Annotated in this window: 19 protein-coding genes; 1 reads left to right on the top strand and 18 read right to left on the bottom strand. The window is 49.5% G+C overall.

Going from position 1 to position 23,120, the window contains the following annotated elements:
* Positions 1-2: 2 nt before the first annotated feature.
* The 10 genes from rlmN to AC0TWI_RS03840 form a co-directional block, all read right to left on the bottom strand.
* A complete protein-coding gene (gene rlmN, locus AC0TWI_RS03885; protein ID WP_488125018.1) occupies positions 3-1,094 on the bottom strand; it encodes a dual-specificity RNA methyltransferase RlmN in 1,092 nt (363 codons plus the stop codon).
* Positions 1,094-2,428, bottom strand: coding sequence for a 16S rRNA (cytosine(967)-C(5))-methyltransferase RsmB (gene rsmB / locus AC0TWI_RS03880; protein ID WP_488125017.1), 1,335 nt, complete (start codon positions 2,426-2,428; stop codon positions 1,094-1,096). The genes rlmN and rsmB overlap by 1 nt, the downstream gene beginning before the upstream one ends.
* Positions 2,421-3,368 (bottom strand): methionyl-tRNA formyltransferase, encoded by a 948-nt coding sequence (fmt, locus tag AC0TWI_RS03875; protein ID WP_488125016.1) that lies wholly within the window; start codon positions 3,366-3,368, stop codon positions 2,421-2,423. Before fmt ends, rsmB begins: the two co-directional genes overlap by 8 nt.
* Entirely contained in the window at positions 3,365-3,847 is a 483-nt protein-coding gene (gene def, locus AC0TWI_RS03870) for a peptide deformylase (protein WP_488125015.1), read from the bottom strand. Before def ends, fmt begins: the two co-directional genes overlap by 4 nt.
* A gap of 24 nt (positions 3,848-3,871) precedes the next feature.
* A complete protein-coding gene (gene priA, locus AC0TWI_RS03865; RefSeq protein ID WP_488125014.1) occupies positions 3,872-6,280 on the bottom strand; it encodes a primosomal protein N' in 2,409 nt (802 codons plus the stop codon).
* 1 nt (position 6,281) lies between these two features.
* Positions 6,282-7,472, bottom strand: a complete 1,191-nt coding sequence (coaBC, locus tag AC0TWI_RS03860) for a bifunctional phosphopantothenoylcysteine decarboxylase/phosphopantothenate--cysteine ligase CoaBC (RefSeq protein WP_488125013.1) — start codon at positions 7,470-7,472, stop codon at positions 6,282-6,284.
* 112 nt (positions 7,473-7,584) lie between these two features.
* Positions 7,585-7,794, bottom strand: coding sequence for a DNA-directed RNA polymerase subunit omega (gene rpoZ / locus AC0TWI_RS03855; RefSeq protein ID WP_488125012.1), 210 nt, complete (start codon positions 7,792-7,794; stop codon positions 7,585-7,587).
* A gap of 1 nt (position 7,795) precedes the next feature.
* Positions 7,796-8,410: a guanylate kinase gene (gene gmk / locus AC0TWI_RS03850; RefSeq protein WP_488125011.1), complete on the bottom strand. Its 615-nt coding sequence runs from the start codon at positions 8,408-8,410 to the stop codon at positions 7,796-7,798.
* Between the two features lie 12 nt (positions 8,411-8,422).
* The gene (gene remA / locus AC0TWI_RS03845; RefSeq protein ID WP_488125010.1) at positions 8,423-8,683 is read right to left on the bottom strand and encodes an extracellular matrix/biofilm regulator RemA; all 261 of its coding nucleotides are present in this window, start codon (positions 8,681-8,683) and stop codon (positions 8,423-8,425) included.
* Positions 8,684-8,871: 188 nt separating this feature from the next.
* Positions 8,872-11,553 (bottom strand): cation-translocating P-type ATPase, encoded by a 2,682-nt coding sequence (locus AC0TWI_RS03840; RefSeq protein ID WP_488125009.1) that lies wholly within the window; start codon positions 11,551-11,553, stop codon positions 8,872-8,874.
* Positions 11,554-11,687: 134 nt separating this feature from the next.
* Here AC0TWI_RS03840 and AC0TWI_RS03835 point away from each other — a divergent pair, with 134 nt between their 5' ends.
* Entirely contained in the window at positions 11,688-13,409 is a 1,722-nt protein-coding gene (locus tag AC0TWI_RS03835) for an Rqc2 family fibronectin-binding protein (protein ID WP_488125008.1), read from the top strand.
* A 62-nt stretch (positions 13,410-13,471) separates the two neighbouring features.
* Here the strand turns inward: AC0TWI_RS03835 and pyrE are convergent, their stop codons facing one another.
* Genes pyrE through AC0TWI_RS03795 form a run of 8 tightly spaced genes read right to left on the bottom strand, consistent with a single transcriptional unit; the run spans position 13,472 to position 22,979 of the window.
* Positions 13,472-14,107: an orotate phosphoribosyltransferase gene (gene pyrE / locus AC0TWI_RS03830; protein WP_488125007.1), complete on the bottom strand. Its 636-nt coding sequence runs from the start codon at positions 14,105-14,107 to the stop codon at positions 13,472-13,474.
* Positions 14,104-14,814, bottom strand: coding sequence for an orotidine-5'-phosphate decarboxylase (pyrF, locus tag AC0TWI_RS03825; protein ID WP_488125044.1), 711 nt, complete (start codon positions 14,812-14,814; stop codon positions 14,104-14,106). The genes pyrE and pyrF overlap by 4 nt, the downstream gene beginning before the upstream one ends.
* Positions 14,789-15,730: a dihydroorotate dehydrogenase gene (locus AC0TWI_RS03820; RefSeq protein ID WP_488125006.1), complete on the bottom strand. Its 942-nt coding sequence runs from the start codon at positions 15,728-15,730 to the stop codon at positions 14,789-14,791. Before AC0TWI_RS03820 ends, pyrF begins: the two co-directional genes overlap by 26 nt.
* Positions 15,727-16,509: a dihydroorotate dehydrogenase electron transfer subunit gene (locus AC0TWI_RS03815; RefSeq protein WP_488125005.1), complete on the bottom strand. Its 783-nt coding sequence runs from the start codon at positions 16,507-16,509 to the stop codon at positions 15,727-15,729. The genes AC0TWI_RS03820 and AC0TWI_RS03815 overlap by 4 nt, the downstream gene beginning before the upstream one ends.
* Positions 16,506-19,718, bottom strand: coding sequence for a carbamoyl-phosphate synthase large subunit (gene carB / locus AC0TWI_RS03810; RefSeq protein ID WP_488125004.1), 3,213 nt, complete (start codon positions 19,716-19,718; stop codon positions 16,506-16,508). Before carB ends, AC0TWI_RS03815 begins: the two co-directional genes overlap by 4 nt.
* Complete coding sequence (locus tag AC0TWI_RS03805; protein ID WP_488125003.1) at positions 19,711-20,802, bottom strand: carbamoyl phosphate synthase small subunit; 1,092 nt, start codon at positions 20,800-20,802, stop codon at positions 19,711-19,713. The genes carB and AC0TWI_RS03805 overlap by 8 nt, the downstream gene beginning before the upstream one ends.
* Entirely contained in the window at positions 20,802-22,079 is a 1,278-nt protein-coding gene (locus AC0TWI_RS03800; protein ID WP_488125002.1) for a dihydroorotase, read from the bottom strand. Before AC0TWI_RS03800 ends, AC0TWI_RS03805 begins: the two co-directional genes overlap by 1 nt.
* Positions 22,080-22,094: 15 nt before the next feature.
* Positions 22,095-22,979: an aspartate carbamoyltransferase catalytic subunit gene (locus AC0TWI_RS03795; protein WP_488125043.1), complete on the bottom strand. Its 885-nt coding sequence runs from the start codon at positions 22,977-22,979 to the stop codon at positions 22,095-22,097.
* Positions 22,980-23,120: the final 141 nt, after the last annotated feature.

Genomic DNA, 23,120 nt, shown 5'->3' with positions numbered 1-23,120 from the left:
CCTCACCTCGTCTCTTCTTTGCGCTCCTTCGCCCGAAGCTGTCCGCAGGCAGCCTCAATATCATGGCCTTGTTCCCGGCGGATGGTCACATTGATTCCACGGTCTTTTAGCGTTTTCTCAAACTTGAAGATCTGGTTCTTTGGCGTTCTGACATAATCGCGTTCTGGGACATAGTTTACTGGGATGAGATTGATATGGCATTTCAGATCTTTTACGAGATCTGCAAGTTCTTCAGCATGCTCGACTTGATCGTTCACATTTCCGAACAGTCCATATTCAAAACTGACTCGCCGGCCGGTCTTATCAATATAGTACTTGACCGCCTCGATCAGATCCGGCAATTTATACGCACGATTGATCGGCATCAGCCGTGAACGCAGTTCTGTATTCGGTGCATGCAGTGAGACTGCAAAATTGATCTGCATTCCTTCATCCGCAAACTTATAAATCTTTGGAATGATCCCGGATGTCGAGACCGTAATATGTCTTGCTCCAATGTTAAGTCCTTGATCGTGGTTGATAATCTTCAAGAACGAGAGCATCTGATCATAATTGTCAAACGGCTCGCCAATTCCCATAATAACGACCGAGCTGACTCTTTCATCGGTTTCATCGAGCGCCTTTTGTACTTGTACGACCTGGGCCACGATTTCTCCTGCTTGCAAATGTCGTTTCAGCCCGCCAAGAGTGGATGCGCAAAATGTGCAGCCGATCCGGCAGCCGACCTGTGTTGTTACACAGACAGAGTTTCCATACTCATGGCGCATCAGAACGGTCTCAATCGAATATCCATCCTGCAGTTCGAACAGGAACTTAATCGTTCCGTCGGCAGAAGTATGCTTAATGATCGTATTTAACGCGGTCATTGTAAATTGCTGCTGCAATTTCTCCCGCAATTCCTTAGACAAATTGGACATCTCCTCGAAAGAAGAGACTCTCTTCACGTAGAGCCAGTCGAAGATTTGATTCGCCCGGAAGCTTTTTTCGCCGTTTTCCGTCAGCCATTTTTTCATCTCTTCAAGCTGAAGGGAATAGATCGACGGAGTCAGCAATTCCTCCGGCTTTTTCCGCTTCTTCACTGTTGTTGTTTCCATTACTTGACCTTCTTTCTAAAGCTGGAAATGAAAAATCCATCTCCGCTGAAATCCTGTGGCAATATTTGCAGCATATGACCGTCTGCCAGTGCGGCAAGCGGCTCGGGCAATTGCAAAGCTTCCGGAGCAAAATCTGGATGCTCCTGCAAAAAGGCTTTTACGATTCCCGTGTTTTCATCTTTATCTATTGTACACGTACTGTATACAAGCAGACCATCTTTTTTTACAAGCTTTGCAGCTTCGGCCAACAATGATTGCTGGACTACCGCTAATGATTCAACATCCTTTTCCGTTTTCGCATATTTGATATCCGGTTTTCTGCGCAAGACACCAAAGCCTGAGCACGGAGCATCGACAAGCACACGGTCAAACGAGTCATGAGGAAATTCCTCCCCCGCTTTTCGGCTGTCCATCGCTTTTGTCTCGACAGTCGTCAAGCCGAGGCGGCTTGCATGCTCGTTGATGAGGGCGACCTTATGCGGATGGAGATCCAATGCAGTCACGCTTCCCCTGTTTTCCAGTCTTTCTGCAATATGCGTCGTTTTCCCCCCAGGGGCGGCACACATGTCCAGCACCTTGAGCCCCGGCTCAATTTGCAAAGCATAGCCGACAGCCATGGAGCTTTCATCCTGAATGGTTAAAAGCCCTTTTTTATAGGCTTGTGTATGAGCAAGATTTCCCTTTTTCGCGCGGATTGCCGCTGGCAAAATCGGACTTGCCTCTGCTTCCACTCCTTCTTCTTCCAGCATGCCGAGCACCGCTTCTCTTGAAGCAGCGAAAAGATTGACCCTCGCTGTCTGAAGCGGGGCGATCAGATTCGTCTCGCAGATTTCAGCCGTTTTTTCATAACCGTATTGCTCGGCCCATTTCTTAACGAGCCAGAGCGGATGACTCGTCCGGATCGAAAGCCGTTCAAGCGGATCAGTGATTTCATCCAGGCTTGGCAAGCCGTTACGCTGCACCGAGCGGAGCACCCCGTTGACCATGCCCGAAATCCCGCGATGACCCCTCCTTTTTGCAATCTCGACCGCTTCATATAAGATCGCGCGCTCAGGGATTTTATCCAAGTATTCCATCTGGTAAAGTGAGAGCCTTAGCAGATTCCGCACCCAGCTTTCAGGCTTCTTTTTGATAAAAGGCTTTAGAAAGTAATCAAGTGTCATTTTTCGCTGGACGGTTCCATAGACGATTTCCGTCAAAAGAGCCGTATCCGCCCGTGAGAAATCGTTTTTTTCAATTACCCTGTTCAACAGCAAGCTGCTGTATGACTGGTTGCGTTCGATTGATTCCAATATTTCAAGCGCTGCTTCGCGTACATTCTTCTTTTTATTCATTACCGAGCACATCACCAATCTTTAAATTTGCCCCTGTGCCGTGCAGAAATTGTTCAGCCGGCATTCTCTTTTTCCCAGCGGGCTGAAGCTCTGTTATTTTCAGTCCTCTGCCATCGCCGCAGGCAACAATAAAGCCATCCGACTCAAGCTCAGTGACGGTTCCCGGTTCAGCATCTGACAGCTTCCCCGTCAATTGCGCCTTCCATATTTTCAGAGGCTTGCCTTCCCGAACAGTATAGGCAACCGGCCAAGGGCATAAGCCGCGAACCTTGTTGAAAACCTGCTCCCCTGTTTTGCTCCAGTCAATCTTCTCTTGTTCTCTCGAAATGTTCGGGGCATATGTTGCCTCGCTGTCATTCTGGGGGATAGCTTCGATTTGTCCGGAAAGGAGCGGCGGCAGTGTGTTTGCAAGAAGATCTGCGCCGATACGGCTCAGCTTTTCGTGGAGGGTTCCGACATCGTCAGTCTTTTCGATCGTAATCGCTTCCTGGCTGATAATATCGCCGGCATCGAGCTTTTCGGCCATGTACATGATCGTAATTCCGGTCTGTTCCTTCCCTTCAAGAATGGCATAGTGGATCGGAGCACCACCTCTCAGTTCAGGCAGCAAGGAAGCATGAACATTAATGCAGCCGAACCTCGGAATATCCAATAGAGCTTTCGGCAAAATCTGCCCAAAAGCTGCCGTAACAATGAGATCAGGGGCAAGCCCGGCAATTTTTTCCACTTCCTCGGCTTCCCTGATTTTTTTCGGTTGATAAACCGGAAGGCCAAGCCTGATCGCCTCTTCTTTGACCGGAGGCGCAGTCAGGATCTTTTTCCTCCCAACCGGCCTGTCCGGCTGTGTGACCACCCCGATCACGTCATAGCCTTCATCGACAATCCGCCGCAAAACCGGGACGGAAAAATCAGGCGTTCCCATAAATAAAATTTTTGTCATTCTACATCGCTCCCGTCCGGTTCAAGCTCTATATACTCAATCACTTTTGACGTGAACAGCACTCCATGCAAATGATCGATTTCATGCTGAAGCGCCCTTGCCAAAAAGTCTGTTGCTTCTATTATAAAAGGATTTCCATGCCTATCCTGCGATTCCACGCGAACAGAAAACGGTCTCTCGACTTTGCCATACAGGCCAGGAAAGCTCAAACAGCCTTCAACATCCGTCTGTGAGCCCTGTTTCTTTGTGACTCTCGGGTTGATCAGTTCGATTCTTCCGTGTTCGTCCTCAATATCCACGACGGCAATCATTTTGGCGATGCCGATCTGAGGTGCGGCCAAGCCCACGCCGTCCTCTGCAATCATCGTATCGTACATATTATCGAGCAATTCACCAAGTGCTTGGTCAAAAACGGCAACCTGCTCGCAGTTTTTTTCTAAAATGTCATTTGGGTAATGAACGATGGGAAGGATAGCCATCCGAGTCCCCTCTCTTCCTGTTGATTACATCATAGTATAAGGATTGACATCTATTGAAATGGTCAACCCTTCTTTTGCATACTGCTGCTGATAGTGTTCCATTATTTTCCTGAGGGCCGTGTTCATCCCTGGCTCACTTTTGTATTTTATCAGACATTGATAACGATATCTATCATTGATTCGGGGAATCGGCGAAGCGACAGGGCCGAGCAGGATCGCCTGATCGGACAACTGTGAGGTCATATATTTTGAGATTTTGCCGGCGGCAGAGACCGTCTTCATCAAATCATCATGGCTAATTGTAATCAATGCCAAATAGTAGAAAGGCGGATAAGAACCGATTTTCCTCATCATCATCTCACGGCGGTAAAATTGATCATAGTCATGCATGCTGGCGAATTCAATGCTGTAATGCTCGGGAGTGTACGTCTGGATGACGACTTCTCCTGCGAGTTCATGCCTGCCGGCTCGGCCGCTCACCTGGGTGAGAAGTTGGAATGTTTTTTCTGCTGCCCGGAAATCCGGGAGGTGCAGCATCGTATCGGCGCTTAGAACGCCGACCAATGTAACATTCGCGAAATCGAGACCCTTGGCGATCATCTGCGTGCCGAGCAGTATATCAGCCTGTCCAGACTGGAACCGGTCAAGCAGCTTTTCATGCGCGCCTTTTGTTCTCGTTGTGTCCACATCCATCCGGATCACCGATGCTTCAGGAAGCAATTTAAGCAGTTCCTCTTCTACCTTCTGTGTTCCCGTGCCAAAGTAGCGGATATGGGTGCTGTCGCATTCCGGACATAAATCCGGCACTCCTGTTTGGAACCCGCAGTAGTGGCACTTCATTTCATTTGTATAGCGATGGTATGTGAGCGATATGTCACAATGCGGACATTGCATCACATATCCACAGTCCCGGCACATCATGAAGGAAGAGTGCCCCCGCTTGTTGAGAAAAAGGATCGTCTGTTCTTTCTTTTGCAGGCGATCCTGAAGCTTTTCGAACAGTTCAGTAGAAAACATCGAGCGGTTGCCGTTCCTCATTTCCTCCCGCATGTCGACAATGCTGACAGCTGGCAGGGCACTGTTGTTCATCCTTTTTGGCAGAGACAACAGATGATAGACTCCTTTTTGCGCGCGTGCGAACGACTCGAGCGACGGTGTCGCACTGCCGAGAATAACCGGGCAATGGTGGGTCTGGGCTCGTTTCACCGCCACGTCCCTCGCATGGTATCGCGGCGCCTCCTCCTGTTTATAGCTCGTTTCATGCTCTTCATCAATAATGATGAGGCCGAGATTTTCAAACGGTGCAAAAATGGCTGAACGGGCACCGACCACAACGCTCGCTTCCCCGCGTTGGATTTTCCTCCACTCATCATATTTCTCCCCGATGGAAAGCCCGCTGTGCAGAACGGCCACATCGTCTCCGAACCTGCTTTTGAACCGGTCAACCATTTGCGGAGTAAGGGCAATTTCGGGGACGAGGACAATCGCTTCCTTTCCCTCTTTTAATACTTGCTGAATTGATTGAAGATAAATTTCTGTTTTCCCGCTTCCTGTCACGCCATACAGCAAAAAAGTTTCATAGATTTGTTTCTCTAGAGAATTGAGAATGGGCCGGATTGCCTGCTCTTGATCCTCCGTAAGCGGAAGCGGCTCCGTTCTCTTGAATGTTTTATGGGCATATGGATCACGGTATACTTCTTCCCGGCCTGTCTTAAGCAGTCCCTTTTTCACGAGAGCTGAGACTGTTGCTGCTGCAACCCCTGTCTGTTCTGTCAGTTCTTTTTCACTGTACTGTTCTTTCGGATTGGCAAGAATATAGGCAAGGACGTCCTTTTGCTTTGCCGCACGGCTGCCGAGCTCATCAAACGCCTGCTGAAGCTGGTCGCCGGGGAGGGCTGGAAAAATGACCTTCTTCGTTTTCTTTCCTGCCTTGCTCTTAATATGATAGATCACCTCGGCATTGCCCGCTTTGATTTCCGCATGCAGCTGCCGGAGCAGATGGAGCTCTTCGGCCTCTTTCCAAGAGATTTCCTCTCTGCCTGCAAGAATATCTTCAAGCACAGGCGACGTTCCAGGAGTGCCGACCCGGCGGATGCCCTTTTCGTACTTCGCTTTCATCGCTGCCGGAAGCATCGCATGGAAAGCGGAGATTTTAAAGGACAACGTTTCATCCGCCAGCCAATTTCCCAGTTGCAGCAGTTCCTCGTTTAGCACGGGCTGCAAATCAAGCGGCTCTATGATCGGTTTCAGGTTTTTGGCGTCTGATTTCTCCTTCACCTTTGTTACAAACCCTTGGATTGATCTTGGTCCGAACGGAACGGCGACACGCATGCCGGGCTCTATCATCCCTTGCCACTTTTCGGGTACTTTGTAATCAAATTCCCTGTCTACTCCCAATGCTGGCACATCAACAATGACAGCAGCAATTTTCATTTCATCTCTCTCCCAGCTTATTGCGGATTTCCCGCAGAATCTCTTTTGCTGTTTCATATTTGCTCAGAAGAGGCAGTTCTTTGACCGTTCCTTCTTTATCAAAGATCGTGACGATATTCGTATCACTTGCAAATCCTGCCCCTTGCCTAGTCACATCATTAGCCACAATCATGTCCGCATTCTTCCTCTTCAGCTTGCCTGCTGCATATTCAGCAACCTTTTCCGTTTCAGCAGCAAAGCCGACAAGGTACTGCTTGTCCTTCCGCTCGCCGAGTTCCATCAGGATATCCCTTGTCCTCTCAAATTCGATGACAAGGTTGCCCTCTTTCTTTTTCAGCTTGTTCTCGAACACCTCTTTCGGGCGGTAATCGGCGACGGCTGCAGCTTTGATGACAATATCTGCTTCCTGGAACCTGTCCAGCACTTCCCTATACATGTCATCCGCACTTTCAATTTTCACCAGTTCGACACCTTGGGCTGCTGGGAGGGCGGATCCGGTTACGAGAATAACGCGTGCTCCCATATCGGCAGCTGCTTCAGCAAGCGCAAAGCCCATTTTACCTGATGAGCGGTTTGTCAAGTAGCGGACAGGATCGATTCTTTCCTTTGTTGCTCCTGCCGTAATGAGGACGGTTTTGCCCTCAAGCCCCTTTTCTGAAAAATGACTGCTTACGGCTGCAGCTATCGTTTCTGGTTCTTCAAGCCTGCCTTTTCCGGTCCAGCCGCATGCGAGATAGCCTTCACCCGGTTCGATAAAGCGATAGCCGAAAGAAGCAAGGGTCTGAATGTTCTTTTTCACAGCAGGATGGTTGTACATGTTCACATTCATTGCCGGTGCAATCCAGACCGGGGCAACTGTTGCCAATATTGTCGTCGGAATCATCGAATCAGCAATTCCGTTGGCGAGCTTGCCAATGATATTGGCTGTTGCAGGAGCGACAATTACCAAGTCGGCCCAATCCGCAAGATCGATATGGGCAATGACTGCCGAATCCTTTTCATCAAATGTATCGGTATAGACATCATGTCTGGATAATGCCTGAAAAGTAAGAGGCGCGACAAATTTTGCTGCCGAATCACTCATCATCACTTTGACCTGGAATCCGGCCTGGACAAGCTTGCTTGTAAGCGCAGCAGCTTTATAAACGGCGATTCCGCCTGTTACACACAGTAATATATTTTTCCCGGACATACGATCTTCTCCTATCCATCGATAATCTGCTTTATTCTTCTGCCTATATTATGAATCAATGAAGGGGGAGATAAAAGAAAAAACAACCCGTTCCAGGTTGTCTTTTGCTTTCCTATTCATCTTGAGGCTCTTGATCCTTCAGGAACAATTCGCCTTTGTAGATTTCCTCCAGTGCCTTGCCGACATATTTATGCGAGACGTATTCATCCAAAATCGGATCCTGGTCTTTTTGGAACTGTCTTGCTCTTCTCGCAGCAACGGTAACAAGCGAGTATTTTGAATCGATAACATTCAGTAACTTGTCAATAGAAGGATATAGCATATTATTTAGCCTCCAGCATTTTAATGTATTTTTCAATTACCCTTTCGCTCCGGCAGTGCTCTGCGACAACGATAGCATTAATCCGGTCAACAGCCTGCTCGACATCGTCATTGACGACGACGTAATCGTACAGATTCATCAATTCGATTTCCTTGCGAGCAGCCTCCATCCGGTTATTAATCAGATCGACTGTCTCAGTTCCCCTTCCGACAATCCGGCTCTCAAGCTCCTGCAGGCTCGGCGGCATCAGGAAGATGAAAAGCCCTTCCGGAAACTTTTCCCGTACCTGTCTTGCTCCCTGCACTTCGATCTCCAAAAAAACATCCTTGCCGGAATTGAGCGTCTCCTGGACATAATCGACCGGTGTGCCATAATAATTCCCGACATACTCAGCATACTCGAGAAGCTTATCTTGCTGGATCAGCCTTTGGAATTCTTCTTTCGATTTGAAAAAATAATCAATTCCGTCGCGCTCCCCTTCCCGTGGCTTCCTGGTCGTCATGGAAATCGAGTACTCGAATTTTGCGTCAGGCCTCGAAAATACTGCCTTGCGCACCGTTCCTTTCCCGACACCGGATGGTCCGGATAATACAATCAATAGTCCCTTTTCTTTCATTTCCTCTCGCTCCTACCCTTCATCATGGCTGTCTTTGCCGTTAATTCTCTGTGCTACCGTTTCCGGCTGTACTGCCGACAAAATCACATGTTCACTGTCCATGATGATCACAGCCCTCGTCCTTCTTCCATATGTTGCATCAATCAGTGTAGCATTTTCTCTTGCATCCTGGATGATCCGCTTGATCGGCGCGGATTCCGGGCTGACGATAGAAATGATGCGATTGGCGGAAACGATATTTCCGAATCCTATATTTAAGAGTTTGATCGGCATAATGCCCCTCCCGTCAGCTATCGGCTATTGTCAACAATTATGATACATATGTAATATTTTTATTCAGCAGGACCTGCCCGCAAGCAGGGGGCATTTTTCCATTCGGCATATCCCCTCTTCCTGCTTCATTCCTGAACATGAAAAGGTAATAGAGTTTCGCTCTATTACCTCTCACATTATATCATAGTTTATTGACGTTTTCTTGCCAAAAACGTTCCAGCCAGTAAAAAAGTCGGCAACGCACCGAACACAGCAACTAGAAGCCAATCAAGCGGCTGAATAGCGACAGTGTGGAAAATCGGCTGGAAAGCAGGAACATAGATGACGATGAACATGAGTACGGCAGAAGAGATCACCGCCCAGACGAGGTATTTGTTCTCAAAGGGGTTTCGCGAAAAGATGGAAACTTCGCTGCGGCAATCAAACACATGGATCAGCTGAGCAAGGATCAACGTTGCAAAGGCTATGGTCTGAGCATATGGAAGATCTGCCGGATTCCGCTTATAGACGATAAGAAAAGCGAGCAGAGTGGCTATGCCGATTAAAAACCCTCTCGAAATTACTTTCCAGCCAAGCCCTCTGGCAAATACCCCTTCTTTTGGATGTCGCGGCTTTCTTTTCATCACATTTTCTTCAGGCTGGTCCATCCCGAGCGCCATCGCCGGAAGTCCGTCCGTGACAAGGTTGACCCATAGGATTTGGATCGGGACGAGCGGCAATGGCAGCGACATCAGCATGGCAAACAGCATGACCAGAATCTCTCCTACATTGGAAGCGAGCAAGTATCGAATGAATTTCCGGATGTTTTCATAAATATTCCTTCCTTCATAAATCGCTGCTTTAATCGTCGCAAAATGATCATCGAGCAGGATCAGGGAGGAAGCTTCCTTGGCAACATCGGTACCGGTGATGCCCATCGCCACACCAATATCGGCCGTTTTGATCGCCGGAGCATCATTGACACCATCTCCCGTCATTGCTACAATGTGGCCGCGGTTTTGGAAGGCTCGGACGATTTTCAATTTGTGCTCTGGAGAAACCCGGGCAAAAACGGGAACCTTTTCGACAACCTCTTCAAGCTCCTCGACTGTCATTTCATTCAATTGCTTTCCATCAATGATCGGATCGGACGGAGACATGATCCCCAATTGCTGGGCAATCGCTTTGGCGGTCGCCGCATGGTCACCCGTTATCATAACGGTACGGATCCCCGCTGTTTTACATTCTTTGACGGCAGCACGCACTTCCGGACGCGGCGGATCAATCATCCCTTGCAGCCCGATGAAAATCAGATCCTTCTCAATCTCGCTTTCCTTGTATTGGCTCTTTTCACCATCAGCCATCGGTTTAAAGGCGATTGCAATCGTACGCAGTGCGCCCTTCGCCATATTGTTTACTGCTTCATTCACGTCAGCTTCATAGGCACTAGTAAGAGTAGCCTGCCTGTCATCCCAAAGGATCGAGCGGCATTTTGTTATGAGTACATCAGGAGCGCCCTTCGTAACAGCATATCGTTTCCCGCCCGAATCTTTAACGACGACACTCATCATTTTCCTCGTCGAATCAAAAGGAAATTCCTCTTCGATCGTAAACTGGTGCTGAAGCTTGTCCCTGGTGATCCCTGCCTTTAAGGCAGCAATCAAAAGAGCTGCTTCTGTCGGATCGCCTTCGATTGCCGGTTCCTTTTTATGAAAATGAACGTCAGAATGGTTACAAAGGACGCCGAATGTCAGCAGCTGCTGCAAAGCCTTTTCCTGCGCAGCCTCCACTTTGCCCTTGTCCGAGAGAAAATCCCCCACATTTTCATAACCAAGACCCGTGACAGACCATTGTTTTCCGCCACTCCAAATAGAGGTGACGGTCATTTTGTTCTGTGTCATCGTACCGGTTTTATCGGAACAAATTACCGATGCGCAGCCCAGCGTCTCGACGGCCGGCAGCTTGCGGACGATTGCATTTTTCTTGATCATCCGTTGGACCCCGAGTGAGAGTGCGACAGTTACAATAGCAGGCAATCCTTCTGGAATGGCAGCTACAGCAAGAGATACACCAGCCAGAAACATTGTATACATATCATGTCCATGGTAAATTCCCACAACTACGACGAGCAAAGTGAGCAGCAGGGCGACTGTGATCAAAATCTTTCCTAACTGCTCGAGCCTTCGTTGCAACGGGGTCATCATGCCGCCTGCCTCCTGCATCATTCCGGCAATCTGGCCCATGGCTGTCTTCATCCCTGTAGCTGTAACGATACCAATTCCGTTCCCCCTTGTTACCATCGTGCCCATGAACCCCATATTATGCAGATCACCAAGATTCGGATGCTTTTCTACAAGAGCCCCGTCGGTTTTTTCTGCAGGAATCGACTCGCCTGTCAGTGCGGATTCCTCTATCTCCAGGTGGCTGACCGAAATAAAGCGGATATCGGCTCCGATCCGGTCACCAGTAGCCACTTTCAGAACATCTCCCGGGACAGCTTCCCTCGAGTCTATCTTCCGCCATTTTCCTTCTCTTAAGACGGTGACTTGCGGGGCAGACAGATTTTTCAATGCTTGAAGTGACTTTTCCGCCTTCCTCTCCTGGAAAAAACCGAGAAAGCCATTCAGGAGGACGATCGCCATAATGGCAATCGCATCAATATACTCCCCAAGCAGACCGGATACCAACGTGGCCCCTAAAAGGACGAGCACCATAAAATCTTTAAACTGGCTGAAAAACAGCATGATTGCCGATTGTTTTTCCCCTTCTGTCAGCTCATTCCATCCGGCCGTCCTCCTTCTAAGCTCAACCTCCTTTTCGGATAAGCCCGTTTCAATGTTCGTATTCAAGGCTTGTTCCACTTCATTTTTCCTTAGCTCATGAAAAAGCATCTTCCCATCACTCGCTTTCCACTATAAACAGAAGTTGTCCTCTTGATGTATGCTTATTCAGCGCCCGGACAAATCATGTTATAATTTCATAGAGAGCGATGAAATGAATACTACGGGTATAAAGGATGTTTTAAATGGCATTTGACGGTTTATTTACAAGAGCAATGACAGAAGAATTGGCACAGGCGCTCACGGGCGGAAGAATCAATAAGATCCACCAGCCTGATAAATATGAAATTGTAATGGTGATCCGCTCAGGCGGGAAGAACAGGAAGCTGCTTTTGTCCTCTCATCCTAGCTTCGCGAGGATGCAGTTTACAAATGAGAATTTTGACAATCCTGCAGAACCGCCGATGTTTTGCATGCTGCTCCGCAAACATCTCGAAGGCGGCATCATTCAAAAAATTGAGCAGAACGGTCTGGATCGGGTTGTCCGCTTTGAAGTGAAAGGCCGCAATGAACTTGGGGATATTTCCATCAAGGAACTGATCATTGAAATTATGGGCAGGCACAGCAATCTCATTCTGATCGATAGGAATACCAACACGATCATAGACAGCATTAAGCATGTTCCCCATGCGTTGAACAGTTACAGGACGATTTTGCCGGGGGCTGCCTTCGTCTCTCCTCCGCCACAAGATAAACTGGATCCGCTTGAAGCCGAGGAAGAAGACATTCTCCGCGCACTTGATTTCAACAGCGGAAAGCTGGATAAACAGCTCGTGTCCCGCTTCTCGGGATTGTCTCCGCTTGCCGCAAAAGAAATTGTCTTCCAGGCGGGTCTCGCAAACCGTACGACTTTGCCCGGAGCCTTCCTGTCTTTTATGGCAAAAATAAAGGACCATGCGTACGACCCGGTCATGATCGAAAAAGACGGCAAAGAATATTTTTACCTCTTTCCGCTAGAGCATCTTAAGGGAGACAGCAAACATTATCATTCGCTGAGTGACCTGCTGGACCGCTTCTACTATGAAAAAGCGGTGCGGGATCGAGTGAAGCAGCAAGCAAATGACCTGGAACGCTGGCTTAAAAATGAGATGGAGAAAAACGAAACGAAAATCGAAAAACTGAAAGATACACTTGCGGAGGCAGAAAATGCCGACAGGTTCCAGCTACAGGGAGAGCTCCTTACGGCAAATATGCACACGTTGAAAAAAGGGATGGAAGAAGCGACTGTCGTCAACTATTACGATGAGGCTGGGGGAATGGTCACCATTCCGCTTGACGTTAGGAAAACGCCGGCAGAAAATGCACAAAGCTATTTTTCGAAGTACCAAAAATCGAAGAATGCTGTCATCCGGGTGAAAGAACAAATCGCTCTTGCTGAAGAAGAAATTAAGTATCTCGACAGTCTGATTCAGCAACTCCATTCTGCTTCGACAGCGGATATTGAAGAAATCCGTCAGGAACTTGCGGAAGAAGGATATATCAAGTTAAAGCAAAACCGTGGCAACCGCAAGAACCAGCCATCAAAGCCGAAGCTTGAATCGTATTGGTCACCAGACGGGACAGAAATACTCGTCGGAAAAAACAATAAGCAGAACGACTACCTTACGATGAAACTTGCCGGCCGGGATGAAATTTGGCTGCATACGAAGGATATCCCCGGTTCGCATGTCGTCATCCGCAGCAAGGAGCCGGCAGATGAAACGATCCGGTCCGCCGCCAATCTTGCCGCTTATTTCAGCAAGGCAAAAGACTCGGCATCCGTTCCTGTCGACTATACGAAAGTCCGCCACGTGAAAAAACCGAACGGCTCTAAACCAGGTTTCGTCATCTATGATCAGCAGCAGACTGTATATGTGACACCTGAAGAAGACCAAGTATTGAAATTGCGGAAAAAACCAACCATGTAAACCAAAAAAACGGGACTGCCTGCACGCCAATATCGGCTTGCCTGGCAGTCCCCTTTTTTTATTTAGCCCTGTTTCCAATTTTCTGGGTCGACCCGCCAGCTTTCCAGTGCAGCCTGGTCTTTATCGGTGATCTGCCCTTTTTCATATGCTTCCTTGATAAGAGCGGAATATCCGGTCAATGAGTGACTGCGAAGTCCTGCTTCCTCAAAATTCCTTTTACCGGATTCCAGTTCATAGGTAAAGATGGATAGAACGGCTGCGACTTCAACGCCTGCCTCCTGAAGTGCTTTTGCAGCGGAGATGGCGCTGCCTCCTGTTGAGATCAAGTCTTCTATGACGACCGCTTTATCGCCCGCTGAGACTTTCCCTTCAATCTGATTTCCTTTTCCATGCTTTTTCGCGGAGGAACGGACATAGGCCATCGGCAGCTTCATCCTTCCGCTCACCCACGCAGCATGCGGGATTCCTGCAGTCGCAGTTCCGACGATCAAATTCGTTTCTGGATACAGCTCTTCTATCATGCTGCTCAATCCCTCTGCGATCGCTTCCCTGATTTCAGGGTAGCTCATCGTGAGGCGGTTATCGCAATAAATCGGTGACTGAATTCCTGAAGCCCATGTAAAAGGATCCGACGGCCTCAGTGCGACCGCGCCGATTTCCAGCAATTGTCCTGCTGTCTTTCCTGCATCATTTTTCATTGTTGTGTCCTCCATTCCTGTACAACTCGTTCATATGCTTCCTTCGGATTGGCGGCTCCGGTAATCGAACGCCCAACTACAAGGTGGGTGGACCCAAGCTCTTTTGCCTTGGCCGGTGTAACAATACGCTTTTGGTCATGCGCATCATCTCCTGCCAGGCGGATTCCCGGCGTCACACGCAGAAAGGACGGGCTTGTCGCATCTCGGATTGCTCCTGCTTCAAGCGCAGAACAGACGACCCCGTCAAGTCCAGCCTCATTTGCCAAGGCAGCATAGTGGAGGACAGAATCATGAAGACTTGCTGTAACAAGCTGTTCTTTCTGCATTTGTACTTCCGTCGTACTCGTTAACTGGGTGACAGCGATAAGTTTTGGCCTTGAAGCACCGCTTTTCGTTCCTTCCTCGAGCCCTTCAAGCGCCGCTTGCATCATTTTCAATCCCCCGGCAGCATGGACATTCACCATGCCGGTGCCCAGTTCGGCCAACACTTTCATGGCACTGTAGACGGTATTCGGTATATCGTGCAGTTTCAAATCCAAAAAGATATCATGGCCGCTGTCCAATAGCTTTTCCAGCAGCGAACGCCCTTCCCGGTAGTAAAGCTCCATCCCTACCTTTACCGAAAGCTGCTCACCCTCTAATTTTTTCAAAAAACGAAGCGCCTCTTCCTCTCCAGGAAAATCAAGCGCGATGATTGGCTTTTGCAGCATCCTCTTTCCAGCTCCTTCCTATCAGCTCGGTAATGTTTCCGACGCCGATCTCGTCCAATTTGGCCGGCAGCTCAGTAATGATTTTTGGGCATATGTATGGATCAGTGAAATTCATCGTTCCGATAGCAACAGCGCTCGCCCCTGCAGATAAAAATTCGATAACATCCTCCGCAGACTGGATACCGCCCATGCCGATAATCGGAAGGTCAACCTTCCGGCTCACTTCATAGATCATCCTGATGGCGACCGGCTTGATGGCCGGCCCTGATAGGCCGCCCGTTCCGTTGGCGAGGATCGGTCTGCCGGTCCGGAAGTCGAGCTGCATGCCGATGAGCGTATTGATCATCGTCAGTCCGGCCGCCCCGCCTCTCTCAACCGCTTGCGCCATGCCGACGATATCACTCACATTCGGGGAGAGCTTAACGTATACAGGCACGGAAGAGACCGCTTTGACTCTCCTCGTCAATTCCTCGGCAACTTCAGGGACAGTTCCAAAAGCGATGCCTCCCTCTTTGACGTTCGGACAGGAGATATTCAGTTCAAGCGCGTGCACATTTGGAGCAGCGGAAATGATTTCAGCTACTTTTTCGTATTCCTCCATCACCGATCCGGCGACATTAGCGATAATCGGCGTGTCAAACTGTTCAAGCCAAGGCAATTCACGGCTGCGCACGAGTTCTGCACCCGGGTTTTGCAGCCCGATTGCGTTCAGCATGCCTGCTGACGTCTCCGCTACTCGGGGAGTTGAATTGCCAAACCTCGGTTCCCCGGTAGCGGCCTTGATCATGATCGCACCAAGCTCGTTTAAATCATACAACTGTCCGTACTCTTTGCCAAATCCGAAGCAGCCAGATGCCGGCATGACCGGATTTTTCAAGGAAAGCCCTGGTAGCTCCACTGAAAGTCGACTCATCCTAATACCACCTTTCCAATCGGGAATACAGGGCCGTCCGTGCACACCTTTACGTATTCGGTCCCTGAAGGATCGTTTTGCGTGCGGCATACACAGGCGAAGCAAGCCCCGATCCCGCAGCCCATCCGCTGCTCAAGCGAAAGATACGCAGGGATATTGGAATATCTGGCCTGAATCGCCTTCAGCATCGGTGTCGGTCCGCAGGCATAAAGATAGTCCGGATGAATGCCCGCTCCCTTGATTACATCGGTGACAAATCCTTTTATCCCGTGTGTTCCGTCTACAGTTGCAATCAGCGTACGGCCTATTGCTTTAAATTCTTCTTCGTAAAACACATTCGATTCTGATTGGAAGCCGAGAACATGGACGGTGCGTACGCCGCGTTTTTCCAGCTGCTTGGCCAGCTCGTAGAGCGGGGGGACGCCTACGCCTCCGCCGACAAGGAGGGCTGTGCTCCCTGTCGCAGGCTCTTTCTCGTTAAAACCGTTCCCGAGCGGACCGATTACATCCAGGTTCTCTCCCTGTCCTTTTTCCGACAGAAGGGTTGTCCCTTTTCCTTCTGCACGGTAAATCAGGGTCATCGTCTTCTTCTCTTTATTGTATGAGGAAATGCTGATCGGCCTGCGGAGAAGCGGATCGGATCCTCCTGTAGGACGGATATGGACGAATTGTCCCGGCGACTTGATTTTTTGCACTAGCTCTCCTTCAACTGTCATTTCATAGATATTGCTTGCCAGTGTCCGCTGGGACAAAACCGTCATTGTTTCTTGCATGATCATAGACAAACCGCCTTTTCATTCCTCGTTGCCTTCCCCATCGCCTCGGCTGTGAAAACCATTGATTCAAGGACATCAAGGATCGCTTTTGCCGTATCGAGAGATGTCAGGCAAGGGATTCCATTTTCAACAGACTCTCTTCTGATCCTAAAGCCGTCCCGGGCTGGCTGCTTGCCTTTTGTCAATGTATTGATGACGATCTGAGCTTTCCCTTGTTTAATGACGTCAAGCAGTGTTTCGCCTTCGGAACCGATTTTTCCAACAACGACTGCATTAATGCCTTGCTCCGTCAGCACGCCAGCAGTACCGCTCGTGGCGATAATTCGATAGCCGATCGCCTGGAATCTCTTCGCCAGGGAGGCAGCCTCTTCTTTGTCTTTATCTGCGACAGTGATTAATACCGTTCCGTACGTCTTGATATTCATTCCGGCAGCGACAAGTCCTTTATACAGTGCTTTTTCCAGTGTATTGTCCTTGCCCATTACTTCTCCGGTCGATTTCATTTCTGGTCCGAGCGTGATATCGACCCTGCGCAGCTTCGCGAAGGAAAATACCGGCACCTTCACGTATACGCCTGGCTGTTCCGGAGCGAGCCCGCCCGTATAGCCAAGTGAAGAAAGAGTTTGGCCGAGAATCACCTTTGTCGCGAGGTTCGCCATAGGGATGCCGGTTATTTTGCTCAGGAATGGGACCGTACGGCTTGAGCGCGGATTGACTTCAATGACGAACAATTCATTATTGGAAATGACATATTGGATGTTGAGCAAACCGATGATTTCCAATCCCTTTGCCAGTTTGACTGTATAATCGACGATCTTCTCCTTCATTTCCGGACTGATGTTCTGTGTTGGATAAACGGCAATCGAATCGCCTGAGTGGACGCCCGCCCGTTCAATATGCTCCATGATCCCCGGAATGAGGACGTCCGTTCCGTCGCAAATTGCATCGACTTCGATCTCTTTGCCGACTAGGTAGCGGTCGACAAGTACCGGATGTTCCGGATTGATTTTCACAGCATCTCTCATATAATGGAGAAGTTCCTTTTCTTCATAAACAATTTCCATCGCCCGGCCACCAAGGACGTAAGAAGGTCGGACAAGAACCGGATAGCCGATTTCATCAGCAATCTTGACAGCCTCTTCAACAGAGAAAGCCGTCTTTCCTTTCGGCTGAGGTATTTTCAGCTCGGAGAGGGCATGCTCGAATTTATCGCGATTTTCCGCCCTATCCAAGCTTTCCAATGTCGTGCCAAGAAGCTTGACTCCTCTTTCTTCAAGATCCGCCGCAAGATTGATTGCAGTCTGGCCGCCGAACTGGACAACAACTCCTTCGGGCTGCTCAAGATCGATAACATGCATGACGTCTTCTATTGTCAGCGGCTCGAAATACAGCTTGTCGGAAATACTGAAGTCGGTAGAAACGGTTTCCGGGTTGCTATTAATGATGATCGCCTCATATCCCGCTTCCTGTATCGCCCAGACACTGTGAACCGTCGCATAGTCGAATTCGATTCCTTGGCCGATCCGGATCGGGCCGGATCCGAGTACAACGACACTTTTTCGTTCAGAGCGCTCGGATTCATTTTCCCACTCGTACGTCCCATAGAAATACGGCGTATCCGAATCGAATTCTCCTGAGCATGTATCGATCTTCTTATAAACTGGCATCAATCCCTGCTCCTTGCGCCAGTCATAGACGTCCATTTCGCCGCAATTCCACAAGATGCCGATTGTCTTGTCTGAGAAGCCTGCTGCTTTCGCTTTAGAAGCTGCGTCGGTTTCAAACGGTTCCTTCGCTAGCTCTTGCTCGATTTGGATGATGTTCGCCAGTTTGTGAAGAAAGAAGTAATCAATTTTGCTCCATGTATGGATATCATCCAAGGAAATTCCGCTTCTCAAGGCGTCTCCGATATAAAACAATCGCTCATCTGTCGCTTTTTCGATCGCTTTTTGGAAATCGTCTCTGCCCAGATCCGATTGTCCAAGCGTACCAAGGTGGTAGGCGTTGTTTTCCAAGGAGCGGACCGCTTTAAGCAGTGATTCCTCGAACGTTCTGCCGACTGCCATCACTTCTCCAGTTGCTTTCATTTGTGTGCCGAGGATGCGGTTGGCGGATTCGAACTTATCGAACGGCCAGCGCGGAATTTTCGTTACGACATAATCGATTGCCGGCTCGAAGCAGGCATATGTTTTTTTCGTTACAGGATTGATAATTTCGTCTAGCGTGTAGCCTGCGGCAATTTTTGCAGCAAGTTTGGCGATCGGGAACCCTGTCGCTTTTGAAGCAAGGGCGGATGACCGGCTTACCCGCGGGTTCACCTCAATAATATAGTATTGGAAGCTGTCCGGATCGAGGGCCAATTGGACGTTGCACCCTCCCTCGATGCCCAATGCCCGGATCAATTTAAGCGAAACGTTGCGCAGCTTCTGCACTTCTCGGTCTGTGAGGGTCTGGCAAGGAGCGACAACGATGGAATCGCCGGTATGTATGCCTACAGGATCAACGTTTTCCATATTGCAGACGACGATCGCATTGTCGTTTGCATCACGCATGACCTCGAATTCAATCTCCTTATAGCCGGCAATGCTTTTTTCAATTAGGCACTGATGGACCGGGCTGTTTTTCAAGCCGCTTCCGACAATTTCGGTAAGCTCAGTGCCGTTTTCACAAATGCCGCCGCCCGTGCCGCCAAGCGTATAGGCCGGACGGACGATGACCGGATAGCCGACCTCATCGGCGAAAGCCTCCGCTTCTTCAAGCGAATGAACAATCTCACTGTCTGGCACAGGCTCATCCAGTTCTCTCATCAATTCCCGGAACGCATCTCGGTCTTCTGCCTGCTCAATCGCGGAAAGCCGAGTTCCGAGCACTTCCACGCCGCATTCTTCCAGTATTCCTTCCTTCGCCAGTTCCATCGCCATGTTAAGGCCAGTCTGCCCGCCGAGTGTCGGAAGAAGTGCATCCGGACGTTCCTTGCGGATGATTCTCGAAACGAATTCCAGTGTCAGCGGCTCGATATAAACGGCATCGGCAATTTCTGTATCCGTCATGATTGTTGCGGGATTGGAATTGATCAGGATTACCCTGTAGCCTTCTTCTTTCAAGGCCATACATGCCTGTGTTCCGGCGTAATCGAACTCTGCCGCTTGTCCGATGATGATCGGTCCTGATCCGATAACGAGGATGCTCTCAATATCATTTCTTTTAGGCATTTTGCTTCTCCACCTTTCCGGATTGTTCCATCTGCTCGATAAATTGATCAAATAGCACCTTTGCATCTTCAGAACCTGCTGATGCTTCCGGCTCGAATTGAACGGAAAAAGCAGGGTATTCCACGTGCTGCAGACCTTCGACCGATTCGCTGTTCAAATCTATATGAGTGATTTTCAGAAGCGCCGGATCGATCGATTCCGCTTCTACCTCATAGCCATGATTCTGAGCGGTGAAAAGCACTTTACCGCTTTTCAGGTCTCTGACCGGGTAGCTCAGTCCCCGGTGTCCCGCATGCATTTTCTCCACATTCGCACCGTTCGCCATCGCAAATAGCTGGTGTCCGAGACCGATGCCGAACAATGGGACCTCTTTTTGCACAGCCTCTATCATTTCGCACACACCGGCAACACTCTCCGGATTGCCCGGCCCATTCGATAAAACCACTCCGTCCGGCTTCAGCGCGAGAATCTCTGAAGCAGGTGTGTTGTAAGGGACGACAACGACATCACAGCCGCAATTCGTCAGTTCTCTCAGCACCGCATGCTTTACCCCGAAATCGACGACGATGACGTTCTTCCCTCTGCCGGGGCTTGGATACGCTTTGGTCGCTGTTACCTGTTTTACCTCGTCTCTCGGAAAACTCGTAGCCCTCAGGCGGGCAAGCACTTGTTCTTCGCTTTCGCCTTCATGGCAGATGGCTCCCTTCATGCTGCCTTTTTCCCTGATCAGCCTTGTAAGCATTCTCGTATCAATGCCGCTGATGCCCGGTATTCTCTTCATTTTCAAAAATTCGCTCAGCGTCATGCTGCTCCGCCAATTTGACGGATGTTCGCATACTTCCTTTGCAACGACTCCTTTGATGACCGGCTGGATGCTTTCAAAGTCGTCCCTGTTGATTCCCGTGTTGCCGATGAGCGGGTATGTAAACGCGAGGATTTGACCGTAATTGGACGGGTCGGAAATCGCTTCCTGGTATCCTGTAGCGCCTCCCGAAAAAACCACTTCACCAAACACTTCTTTTTCATCACCAAATGCTTTCCCCAGTAAAATGGTTCCATCTTCCAGTATCAATTTCCTGTTCATCAAATGTCCTCCCTTTCAGACCATACAAGTTCTCCGTCTTTGAATGTCGCTTGCGGCCAGCCCTGGCATTCCCATCCGGCAAAAGGCGTATTCCTGCCTTTGGATGCGAACTCTTCAGGATGAATAGCCTTTTTCATTTCCAGATCAATCAGAGTGAGGTCCGCCTTCCCTCCGATTTCCAGACTTCCTGACTTGAGGCCGAATGTTCCGGCTGGCTTACTTGTCAACCAGTTGATCAGCTCGTTCAGTGTACATTTCCCTTCCTTTACAAAGTATGTATAGAGAAGCGGGAACGCTGTTTCCAGGCCGACGATGCCAAAGGGCGCCAGCTCCATCCCTTTCCCTTTTTCTTCAGCTGTATGTGGTGCATGATCCGTAGCAATGAAATCAATGGTTCCATCGAGCAGCCCTTCGATCAGCGCGGCACGGTCGTCCTCGCTCCTAAGCGGCGGGTTCATCTTGAAGTTCGGATCCTTGCCGGGGATATCTTTCTCGCAAAGGAGCAGGTGGTGAGGAGAAACCTCGGCAGTCACATGGATCCCTGCCCGCTTCGCATCTCTGACCGCCCTGACCGATTCCTTCGTACTGATATGACAGACATGGTAATGGCATCCGGCTGCTTCTGCAAGCAGGATATCGCGGGCAATATGTACGGACTCGCAAATGGACGGGATGCCCGGCAAATTCTCTCTTTTGGCAAACTCGCCATCATGGACCGCTCCCCCATATATAAGTGTGTTATCCTCACAGTGAGCGACAATCGCCATGCCAAGCTTTGCTGCTTCCTTCATCGCTTCGAACATCATTCCGGCGGACTGCACGCCGACACCGTCATCGGTGAATGCAAACGCGCCGGCATTCTTCAACGCTTGAAAGTCAACGAGCTCTTCACCTTTCTGCCCGATTGTAATTGCCGCGTACGGAAGTACATCGACCGCCCCTCTGCTTTTTGCCGCACTGACGAGCCATTCCATTTTTTCCGCAGTGTCTGGCACAGGATCTGTGTTCGGCATTGCAGCCACCATTGTGAAGCCTCCGCGAGCCGCTGCCTTCGTTCCCGTTTCAATTGTTTCCTTTCTTTCACCGCCGGGTTCCCTCAAATGGATATGCAAGTCAATGAATCCTGGAGATAAGAGGAGGCCCTCCGCGTTAAACTCCTTTCCGTCCCTATGCTCCAGCTCTTTTCCGATTTCGGTTATCTTCCCATTCTCAATCCGTACATCTACTTTTTCCTGGTCATTTTCTGCCAAATAAGCGTTTCTGATCAGCCAATTCATCGTTTCAGCTCCCCCTTACGATTCCAATAGTTTTCTCAGTACTGCCATTCTAGTAAACAATCCATTTTGCACTTGGTTAAAGATCCTTGATCGGCTGCATTCGACCAGTTCGTCAGCAATTTCAACACCTCTGTTGACAGGTGCGGGATGCATGATAATCGCATGCGGCTGCATCATTTTTTCACGCTGGATTGTCAGCCCATACCGCTCGTGATATTCCCTTTTTACATCTGCTGGATTTTCCCCATGGCGCTCGTGCTGGATTCTCAGCAGCATGACAACATCAGCCGTTGCAACTGCCTCGTCAATCTCCCGATACCGGCCTGCGAATTCCGCGCCTTCAAGAAACCACTCAGGAGGACCGGAGAGCGAGACATTCGCACCCAGACCTGCCAGCGCCTCGTAATTGGAACGCGCTACCCGGCTGTGTCGCAGGTCGCCGATAATGGCAATCTCCAAATCTTTGAAAGTGCCAAACTCCTTATAAATGGTGTAGATATCGAGAAGGGATTGTGTCGGGTGCTGTCCGCAGCCGTCCCCTCCGTTTACGAGCTGCATGTTCACCTTTCCTGTAAGCTCCCGGTAGTACGCCTCCTGTTCATGGCGGATGACGGCAAGATCTACACCGATCGATTCCAGCGTTTTAACTGTGTCGTAGAGCGTTTCCCCCTTCAGCAGACTCGAAGCCCCCGGCTCGAATGGAAGTACTTCAAGACCAATCTTCCTTTCCGCCATTTCAAAGCTTGTTCTTGTTCTCGTACTTGGCTCAAAAAAAAGATTAACTGCGAAGACCTTCCTTTCAGGCTGCCAAATCTCCCCCTTTTCAAAATCTGCTGCATACCGGAGAATTTGCATAATGTCTTCGGTTTCCATATCCGACATCGTCAAAAGATGCTTCATCGCCACTCCGCTCACCTGCATTTCTTTGGTCCCCCATTCACAATCAGCCCTTCCAGGCAGATCTCATGATAATAAAAAACCCTCTTTGCATCTTGGCAAAGAGGGTCCATTGAAGAGGCATGCAAAAAAACATGCCGCTGC

The sequence above is a fragment of the Lederbergia sp. B243.17 genome (genome assembly GCF_057657925.1).
This window is presented reverse-complemented; position numbering and strand designations above follow the sequence as displayed.